Origin of the sequence: Actinoplanes auranticolor, assembly GCF_018332655.1 — a bacterium.
Lineage (GTDB): Bacteria > Actinomycetota > Actinomycetes > Mycobacteriales > Micromonosporaceae > Actinoplanes > Actinoplanes auranticolor.
Genome location: NZ_BOQL01000077.1, coordinates 94,336 through 102,674, shown reverse-complemented (window position 1 = coordinate 102,674; position 8,339 = coordinate 94,336). Strand labels below are relative to the sequence as shown.

At 73.1% G+C, this 8,339-nt stretch carries 8 protein-coding genes; 3 read left to right on the top strand and 5 right to left on the bottom strand.

Going from position 1 to position 8,339, the window contains the following annotated elements; translation table 11 throughout:
• Nucleotides 1–389: 389 nt before the first annotated feature.
• From Aau02nite_RS41120 to Aau02nite_RS41110, 3 genes are all read right to left on the bottom strand, one after another.
• Nucleotides 390–1,565 carry a cysteine desulfurase family protein gene (locus Aau02nite_RS41120; protein WP_212994081.1) on the bottom strand — a complete coding sequence of 392 codons (1,176 nt, stop codon included), beginning with the start codon at nucleotides 1,563–1,565 and terminating at the stop codon, nucleotides 390–392.
• 101 nt (nucleotides 1,566–1,666) lie between these two features.
• Nucleotides 1,667–2,626 carry an electron transfer flavoprotein subunit alpha/FixB family protein gene (locus Aau02nite_RS41115; protein WP_212994080.1) on the bottom strand — a complete coding sequence of 320 codons (960 nt, stop codon included), beginning with the start codon at nucleotides 2,624–2,626 and terminating at the stop codon, nucleotides 1,667–1,669.
• 14 nt (nucleotides 2,627–2,640) lie between these two features.
• The gene (locus Aau02nite_RS41110) at nucleotides 2,641–3,420 is read right to left on the bottom strand and encodes an electron transfer flavoprotein subunit beta/FixA family protein (RefSeq protein ID WP_212994079.1); all 780 of its coding nucleotides are present in this window, start codon (nucleotides 3,418–3,420) and stop codon (nucleotides 2,641–2,643) included.
• Between the two features lie 182 nt (nucleotides 3,421–3,602).
• Here Aau02nite_RS41110 and Aau02nite_RS41105 point away from each other — a divergent pair, with 182 nt between their 5' ends.
• From Aau02nite_RS41105 to Aau02nite_RS41095, 3 genes are read left to right on the top strand one after another with little or no spacing between them, the layout of a single operon-like run.
• Nucleotides 3,603–4,010 carry a YidH family protein gene (locus Aau02nite_RS41105; RefSeq protein WP_212994078.1) on the top strand — a complete coding sequence of 136 codons (408 nt, stop codon included), beginning with the start codon at nucleotides 3,603–3,605 and terminating at the stop codon, nucleotides 4,008–4,010.
• Nucleotides 4,007–4,309 (top strand): DUF202 domain-containing protein, encoded by a 303-nt coding sequence (locus tag Aau02nite_RS41100; protein WP_212994077.1) that lies wholly within the window; start codon nucleotides 4,007–4,009, stop codon nucleotides 4,307–4,309. Before Aau02nite_RS41105 ends, Aau02nite_RS41100 begins: the two co-directional genes overlap by 4 nt.
• Before the next feature lie 38 nt (nucleotides 4,310–4,347).
• On the top strand, nucleotides 4,348–4,683 hold the full coding sequence (locus Aau02nite_RS41095) for a PLDc N-terminal domain-containing protein (RefSeq protein WP_212994076.1): 336 nt from the start codon (nucleotides 4,348–4,350) through the stop codon (nucleotides 4,681–4,683).
• 10 nt (nucleotides 4,684–4,693) lie between these two features.
• Here the strand turns inward: Aau02nite_RS41095 and Aau02nite_RS41090 are convergent, their stop codons facing one another.
• The gene (locus tag Aau02nite_RS41090; protein WP_212994075.1) at nucleotides 4,694–6,316 is read right to left on the bottom strand and encodes an acetolactate synthase; all 1,623 of its coding nucleotides are present in this window, start codon (nucleotides 6,314–6,316) and stop codon (nucleotides 4,694–4,696) included.
• A gap of 59 nt (nucleotides 6,317–6,375) precedes the next feature.
• On the bottom strand, nucleotides 6,376–8,322 hold the full coding sequence (locus Aau02nite_RS41085; RefSeq protein ID WP_212994074.1) for an Hsp70 family protein: 1,947 nt from the start codon (nucleotides 8,320–8,322) through the stop codon (nucleotides 6,376–6,378).
• Nucleotides 8,323–8,339: the final 17 nt, after the last annotated feature.

Below are 8,339 nucleotides of genomic sequence, written 5' to 3'. Positions count from 1 at the left end.
GTCCCGACCCAGTGCCGCCACCGTCCGGGCGAAAACGATGGAGGGCTGCTACGCAGCCGCAGGGCGGCGGACGCCGGGCGTCCCAGCCCAGCGCAGGCGACCGAGCAGCGAGGTCGGCCAAGATGATCAGTCCGGACCGGCGACGGCCCAAGACCGACCAACCCAGACCAGCCACCACCCAAGACCAATCAACAAAGACCAACCACGGCCGGGCCGGCGAACAAGCAGCCGGCCGGACCGGCGGAGTGCCGGGTCAGGCGGACCTGGGTAGCCGAGCCGGGCGGCCCCGCCCGGGCCGAGACCGAGCCGGTGGTGGGGCGCTCAGCAGCGCATGGCAGGGACCGGACCCGCAGGCGGAGCAATCGGTGGGCAGTGAGCGCAGCCGTGGGTCAGCGGGGTGTTTTCCACGCTGTTGCGCGGCGGGCGCGCTCGACCGCGCCCGGCAGGGCTGCTAGCAGCGTGTCCACGTCTTCGACCGTTGAGGTGTGGCCGAGGGTGAAGCGCAGTGATGAGCGGGCGCGGTCGTTGTCTGCGCCCATGGCCAGCAGGACGTGTGACGGTTGGGCCACTCCGGCCGAGCACGCCGAGCCGGTCGAGCAGGCGATGCCCTGGGCGTCCAGGAGGAGCAGCAGGGCGTCTCCCTCGCAACCCGGGAAGGAGAAGTGGGCGTTGCCCGGCAGGCGGTCCGTGGCGTGGCCGTTGAAGACCGCGTCCGGGATCGCCTTGTGGATGCGTTCCACCAGTTCGTCGCGGAGGGCGGCCACCCTCTGGGCGTACTCCTCGCGGGTTTTGACCGCGGCCTCGACCGCCACCGCGAACGCGACCACCCCCGGGGTGTCCAGGGTCCCGGAGCGGACGTCGCGCTCCTGGCCGCCGCCGTGCAGCAGCGGGGTCGCGGCGATGTCGCGGCCCAGCAGCAGCGCGCCGACGCCGATCGGGCCGCCGAGCTTGTGTCCGGTCACCGTGAGCGCCGCCACGCCGCTGGCCGCGAAGTCGACCGGAACCTGGCCCACCGCCTGCACGGCGTCGGTGTGGAAGGGAATGCCGGCCTGCGTCGCCAGCCGGGACAGCTCGTCGATCGGCTGGATCGTGCCGACCTCGTTGTTCGCCCACTGGGTGCTGATCACCGCGATCTCGTCGCCGTGCTCGGCCACCAGAGTGGCCAGCGTTTCCGGGTCGACCCGGCCCGCCGCGTCGACCGGCAGCCAGCTGACCTCGGCGCCCTCGTGGGTGGCCAGCCATTCGACCGCGTCCAGGACCGCGTGGTGCTCGACCGCTGAGGCCACCACCCGGTTGCGGCGGCGGTCGGCGCCCCGGCGGGCCCAGTAGATGCCCTTGGTCGCGAGGTTGTCGCTCTCCGTCCCGCCGCTGGTGAAGATCACCTCGGACGGGCGGGCGCCGAGCACCGCGGCGATGCGCTCGCGGGACTCCTCGACCTGCCGGCGGGCCCAGCGGCCGGCCGCGTGCAGGGACGACGGATTGCCGACCTCGCGGGCGGCCGCGACGTAGGCGTCGAGCGCTTCGGCGAGCATCGGCGTGGTCGCCGCGTGATCCAGGTAGGCCATCAAGTGAAGCTTATGCCTTGAGCCGTCAACCGAAACGATCCGGATGGATGGAGCGGGGAACGGCCCGGCGCACGCGGCGCCGGGCCGTTCCGTCGCGCTGGTTACTTGCGCTTGCGGATCTCGTCGTTGGCCTGGGGTACGACCTTGAACAGGTCGCCCACCACACCGAAATCGGCCAGCTCGAAGATCGGCGCCTCGGCGTCCTTGTTGACCGCGACGATGGTCTTCGAGGTCTGCATGCCCGCCCGGTGCTGGATCGCGCCGGAGATGCCCAGGGCCAGGTACAGCTGCGGGGAGACCGTCTTGCCGGTCTGGCCCACCTGGAACTGGTGCGGGTAGTAGCCGGAGTCGACCGCCGCGCGGGAGGCACCCACGGCGGCGCCGAGCAGGTCGGCGGTCTCCTCGACCAGCTTGAAGTTGTCGGCGTTGCCGACGCCGCGTCCGCCGGACACGACGATCGAGGCCTCGCTGAGCTCGGGACGCGAGCCCTTCTGCTCGGCGACCCGCTCGACGACCTTGGTCAGCTTGTCGGTGTCGGAGGCGACCACGGTGAGCTGCTCGACGGCCGGGGTGGCCGCCTGCGGGGCCGGGGTGACCGAGTTCGGGCGGATGGTGATGATCGGCACGCCCTTGGTGACCCGGGACTTGACGATCGTGGAGCCGGCGAAGACCACCTGGGTCGCGGTGCCGTCCCCGGCCACCTCGACCGCGTCGACCAGCAGGCCGTTCTCCAGCTTGACGGCGAGCCGGCCGGCGATCTCCTTGCCCTCCTGGGTGGAGCCCAGCAGGACCGCGGCGGGCTGGATCCGCTTGACCAGCTCGGCGACGACGGTGGCCTTGGGAGCGACCAGGTAACCGTCGATCTCGTCGCTCTCCGCGGCGTAGATCTTCTCGGCGCCGTACTCGCCGAGCTTGCCGGCGAGCTCGGCCGCGGCGCCGGGGCCGCCGAGCACGACCGCCGAGACCGAACCCAGCGAGCGGGCGATGGTCAGCATCTCGAGCGTGACCTTCTTGACGCCGGAAGCCTGCGAGGCCTCGACGACGACCAGTACTTCAGCCATGGTGGGAGCCCTTCTCAGACGAACTTCTCGGCGGCCAGGTACGCGACGAGCTGCTCGCCGCCCGTACCCTCGTCAGTGATCTTGGTGCCGGCCGACCGCGGCGGCCGCTTCGCGAACTCGACGACCGCGGAGGTCGCGCCCGCGGCGCCGACCTCGTCGGCGGAGACGCCCAGGTCGGCGAGCGACAGGGTCTGCACCGGCTTCTTCTTCGCGGCCATGATGCCCTTGAAGGAGGGGTAGCGCGGCTCGTTGATGGTGTCCCAGACGCTGACCACGGCCGGCGTGGCCGCGGTGACGACCTCGTAGCCCTCGTCGGTCTGCCGCTCGGCGGTCAGCTGGCTGCCGTCGACGGTGAGCTTGCGGGCGCCGGTGAGCGCCGCGACGCCCAGCCGCTCGGCCAGCATGTGCGGCATGACCTGGACCCGGCCGTCGGTCGACTCGGCGCCGCACAGCACCAGGTCGGCGTTGAGGGTGCCCAGGGCGGCGGCCAGGACCTTGGAGGTCGCGACGGCGCAGGAGCCGTGCAGGGCGTCGTCGGTGATGTGGACGGCCTTGTCGGGGCCCATGGACAGCGCCTTGCGGATGGACTCGGTGGCGCGCTCGGGTCCCATCGTCAGCACGGTCACCTCGCCACCGTGCGCCTCCTTGATCTTCAGCGCCTCCTCGATGGCGTACTCGTCCATCTCGTTGATGACGTTGTTCGCCGAGGACCGCTCGACGGTGTTGTCGCCCGGGCTCAGGGTGCGCTCAGCACCGGAGTCGGGTACCTGCTTGACCAGTACGACGATGTTCATCGCGCTTCGACGACCCTCCTGTTTGTGGACGCACGCCTGCAGCCGTGGCCGCTGTCCCCCCGGCCGATGTTACCCGTCGGTAGCATAGGGGTCTCCACCACCGGGAGTGACTCACCTCACCGATGGACCTGATCCATCTTCTCCCACGACGACCAGGCGGGGGCGGGAGGAGCCGGGTGCGAATGTTCACTTCACTGGTCGATAATCCCCAGGTGCTCGACCAGTGGTTCAACCCGCAGAAGACCCCGGTGGTCGGCGAGAAGCCGGACTACCGGTTCTCGCTGGCCAATGAGCGCACCTTCCTGGCCTGGATCAGGACCGCCCTGGCCCTGCTGGCCGGCGGGCTCGCGTGCGCGCAGTTCCTGCCGCCGCTGCCGATCGCCCACCTGCGCGAGGGCATCGCCATCGCGTTGCTGCTGCTGGGCGGGGTGGTCGCGCTGCGGGCGGTGGACCACTGGGCGCGTACGGAACGCGCCATGCGGCTCGGCGCCGACCTGCCGAAGTCCCGGTTCCCGGCGATCCTGGCGCTGGTGGTGGCGTTCGGCGCGCTGCTGCTGGTGGTCGCGGTCGTGATCAAGGCGGCCGGGTGACCGTCGATCCCGGCGCGTCGGCGGAGCGCACCCGGCTGGCCTGGCGGCGTACCGGATTGTCGGCTGCCGCGGTCGCGCTGCTGGCGGTACGCCCGGCGTTCAGTCCCGCGGCGGGGCCCGGCACGTACCTGATGGCGGCGGGCGCCCTGGCCGGCTGGGCTGCGCTGGTGGCTCTCGCGTACCGCCGGGCCCGGGGTCTCGCGCTCGACCCGCCGCGGCCCGGTGAGCGCACTATCACCGCCTATGCGGGGATCACGGTGGCCTTCGCGATCCTCGCAACGGTGCTTGTCACGCTCTGATCGTCGCCGTTACCGGTGCGGCGCGTCATCATTGCCTCATGGTCCGGTTGTTCGTCTTCCTGGCTGCGGTGCAGCTCGTCCTTCTGGTGCTCGCTCTCATCAGCGTGTTGTCGGCCCCCCGGGTCCGCACCATGCCCCGAGTGCTCTGGGTGCTCGTCATCCTGCTGATCCCCCTGCTCGGTCCGTTCGCCTACTTCGTCTCGGGACGCCCCAAGGCGCCACCGCGTGAGCACGGCCCCGTGCTGCGCAAGCCACGTCCGGCCGCGCCGGACGACGACCCCGACTTCCTGCGCTCGGTGGACACCGAGCAATCCAAGCGCGACCGGGAGCTGCTCGCCCAGTGGGAGCGTGATCTGGAGAAGAACGACGAATGAGCCGGGCCCGTCAGGCCAGGTTCGACGACCTCGGGTAGGCGTCGGCCGGGTCGGTCAGCACGTTGACCAGGTACGGCACGCCCGCGTCGAACGCGCGCTCCAGAGCCGGTCCCAGGTCGGACGACTTCTCCACCGTCTCGCCGGCCCCGCCCAGCGCCTGGACCACGCGGTCGTAGTGCAGGCCGGGCTGCAGGTCCGCGGCGACGTCATAGCCGTACATGGCCTGCATGGGGTGCTTCTCCAGGCCCCAGATGCCGTTGTTGCCCACCACGATCACCACGGGCAGCTCCTGCCGGGCCAGCGACTCGGCGTCCATCAGCGAGAAGCCGGCCGCGCCGTCGCCCATGAGCACGCAGATCTGCCGGTCGGGGTAGGTGACCCGGGCCCCCATCGCGTAGCCCAGGCCGGTGCCGAGGCAGCCGTACGGGCCGGGGTCGAGCCAGGTGCCGGGCTGGGCGGGCTCGAGGAAGCGGCCCGCGTACGAGACGAAGTCCCCGCCGTCGCCGATCGTGACCGCGTCCGGGGCCAGGACCTTGCGCAACTCGCCGTAGATGCGGGCGGGCTTGATCGGATCGCTCTCCGCGGCCATCGCCTCGGCGTCCCGGGCCTTGCCGGCGTCCTCGGCGGCGCGCAGGCCCTCGATCCATTCGCTGTGATCCGCCCGCCGGCCGCTGTGCTCAGCCAGCGCGGTGAGGATGAGCCGCAGGTCACCGGCGGGTGAGACCGCCGTCTCCACGTGCCCGGCGCGCTGGGTCGGGGCGTCGACGATGTGCACGACCCGGGCCGCACCGAACTCGCCGAAGCCGAGCCGGAAGTCGAGCGGGGTGCCGATGACGGCCACCACGTCGGCCTCGTTCAGCGCCGGGCGGCGGGCCTTGGCGAAGGCGAGCGGATGACCGGGCGGCAGCGCGCCCCGGCCCATGCCGTTGGTGAAGACCGGGATCTGCAGCGCCTCGGCGGCGGCGCGCAGCTCGGCGATCGCGTCGCCGCCCCACACGTCGGAGCCGGCGATGATCACCGGGCGCTCGGCGGTGGCCAGCAGGGTGGCGGCCTGGGTGACCTGCTCGGGGTCGGGCTGCACGACCGGGATCTCGGGGGCGCCGGGCGCGGCGACGTCCTCGCTGGAGAAGAGCACCTCGAGCGGCAGGTCCAGGAACGCCGGACCGCGGTGGGCGGTCAGCGCGGCGGTCAGCGCCTTCGCCACCTCGCCGGGGATCTCCTCGGTGCCGGTTACGGTCGCGGCGTACTTGGTGACCGGACTGACCAGCGGGACGTGGTCGATCTCCTGCAGGCTGCCCGAGCCCCAGCGGAAGGCGGGCGCCCGGCCGCCGAGCACCAGCACCGGCGAGGCGTTGAAGAACGCGCTGGTCAGGCCGGAGATGCCATTGGTCACCCCGGGACCGGCGGTCAGCACGGCCAGGCCGGGGCGGCGCTGGAGCTTGGCGACGGCCTCGGCGGCGAAGACGGCGGACTGCTCGTGCCGTACGTCGTAGATCGGGAAGCCGGACTTGTGCGCGGCGTCGTACAGCGGGAAGACGTGCCCGCCGGAGAGCGTGAACATCTCCGTCACCCCGTACGCCCGCAGCGCCGCCAGCGCCAGGTCCCCGCCGTGGCCCTCGATCATCTCCGCCATGCCAGCTCCCGCCGCTCGGTCCTCGCCAGCACGCTACCGGGCGACCGGGCAAAGATGAATCAGACTCGCTCCAGCAGCCGTCGCAGGTCGTCCACGATGAACCGGGCCGCCTCCTCCATCGACACGTTCGCGATCACCCCGTACGCCGCCACCATCGCCGCCACCGGCACCGTGACCAGCACCAGCATGCTGAACAGGAGCTGGAGGAAGCGCACGAAGCCGCCCGTGCGCCGGCGCTGCCGGGGCGCGGGCGGCGGCGCGTCCCGCTCGGCCGTGCGGGCGGGCCGCTTACCCGGGCCGCGGTCCGGCGGCGGCACCGGGCGGGAGGACACCGCGCCGGCGGCGGAACGCGCGCCGGGCGGGGACACGGGACGGGCCGCCACGGAGCCGGTCGCGAACCGGGCGCCGGGCTGGGACATCGGCCGGGTCGCGGACGTGGCCCGCCGTGCCGTTTTGTCGGCGGCTCCGGCCGAGGCGGCGGTGTTCGTCGGCGGCGGAGTCCGCGGCAGGGCGTGCACGTCCCAGGAGGGCTCGGACGCGACGGTCTGGTCCGGATCCGGCACCCAGTGCTGCTGGGCGTCGGGCCACGGGTCGACGGCCGGTGGCGGCAGCAGAGAATCCCGCGCTGAGGGCACGGTCTCCGCGTCGTCCATCCGCGACCGCGGCGAAGCGGACGCCGGAGGCCCGGACCGCGGGGCAGACGTTGAAGCGCTCGGGTGCGGCGCGGACGCCGCAGCGGGCGGCATCGCAGCGGCGGCATGCGGGGTCGTGGGCGGCGCGGGCCGGCCCGGGAAAGCGGGCGAGGTCGGGGAATTCGCCGGGATCGCGGAAATCGCCGGGGCCGGGGAAGGAGCCGGCTGCTGCTGCCGGGAGAGCAGCCGCATCTCGGCGGTGGGACCGGGCGCGGCCGGCTCCTCGGCGAGCAGGGCCGCGTCCGCGAGGATGCTGCCCTCGGCCACCACCAGCTCGGGCTGCTCGATCGCCACCGGCGCCTCGCCCAGCGCCCGGTGCAGCAGCGTCGCCACCAGCGGGATCCGGCTCGCCCCGCCGACCAGGAACACCCCGGCCAGGCGCCCCTCGGCCAGGTCGGCCCAGCGCAGCAGGTCCCGGGTCACCTGCACGGTCTGGTCGAGCACCGGCCGGGCCAGCTCCTCCAGCTCCTCGCGGGTGACGTGCAGCTCCAGGTCGAGCAGCGGCACCACCACGTCGGCCGACTGCAGCCGGGACAGGCGTTCCTTGGCGATCCGGACGTCGTCCCAGAGCTGGCGCTGGGCGCGCCGGTCCTCCAGGGTCGCCGGCTCGGTCAGCCGCTGCCAGATCGCCGGGTCGCGCTCGGCGCAGAGCTTGCCGATGTGCTCGACCAGGGCGGCGTCGATGTCCAGCCCGCCGAGGTCGTCCCGGCCGTCCACGGCCAGCACCTCGAAGCCCTCGGCGGTACGGGCGACCACGCTGACGTCGAAGGTGCCCGCGCCGAAGTCGTGCACCACGACCACCGAGCCGATCGGCACCTCGCGGCCCAGCACCTCGGCGAAGTAGGTGGCCGCGGCGACCGGCTCGGCCACCAGCCGGGCCCGGGTCAGCCCGGCCCGGGCGGCGGCCTCGGCGAGCAGGCCCCGGCGGGTGGCGCCCCAGGTGGCCGGGCAGGTGAGGGTGAGCTCGGGGCGGACCGGGCCCACCGCGCGGTGCCACTCGTCGGCCACCCGGACCAGCACCGCGGCGATCATGTCGACGACCTCGAACTCCTGGTCGCCGAGCAGCACGAGCCCGTCGTCGATGCGGCGCTTCGGGTTGGGCTCGAAACGGCCCGGGTCGCGCCGGGCGCTGTGCACCGCGTCGCGGCCCACGACCAGGTGCCCGCCGGCCTCGGCATACACCGCCGAGGGCAGCAGCGGGGAACCGTCGACGAGGATCGGCCGGGCCCGCCCGTCGGGCCAGCGGGCCACCGCGACGGTGTTCGAGGTGCCGAAGTCGACGCCGAGCGAGTGCCGACCCTGGTCGATGGACATGCGCGCCAGTGTAGGCG

Excerpts from the sequence above, each read along its gene's own strand:
- Aau02nite_RS41085 (WP_212994074.1), bottom strand. The coding sequence starts at position 8,322 with ATGTCCATCGACCAGGGTCGGCACTCGCTCGGCGTCGACTTCGGCACC.
- Aau02nite_RS41090 (WP_212994075.1), bottom strand. The coding sequence starts at position 6,316 with ATGGCGGAGATGATCGAGGGCCACGGCGGGGACCTGGCGCTGGCGGCG.
- Aau02nite_RS41110 (WP_212994079.1), bottom strand. The coding sequence starts at position 3,420 with ATGAACATCGTCGTACTGGTCAAGCAGGTACCCGACTCCGGTGCTGAG.
- Aau02nite_RS41115 (WP_212994080.1), bottom strand. The coding sequence starts at position 2,626 with ATGGCTGAAGTACTGGTCGTCGTCGAGGCCTCGCAGGCTTCCGGCGTC.
- Aau02nite_RS41105 (WP_212994078.1), top strand. The coding sequence starts at position 3,603 with ATGTTCACTTCACTGGTCGATAATCCCCAGGTGCTCGACCAGTGGTTC.
- Aau02nite_RS41095 (WP_212994076.1), top strand. The coding sequence starts at position 4,348 with ATGGTCCGGTTGTTCGTCTTCCTGGCTGCGGTGCAGCTCGTCCTTCTG.
- Aau02nite_RS41120 (WP_212994081.1), bottom strand. The coding sequence starts at position 1,565 with ATGGCCTACCTGGATCACGCGGCGACCACGCCGATGCTCGCCGAAGCG.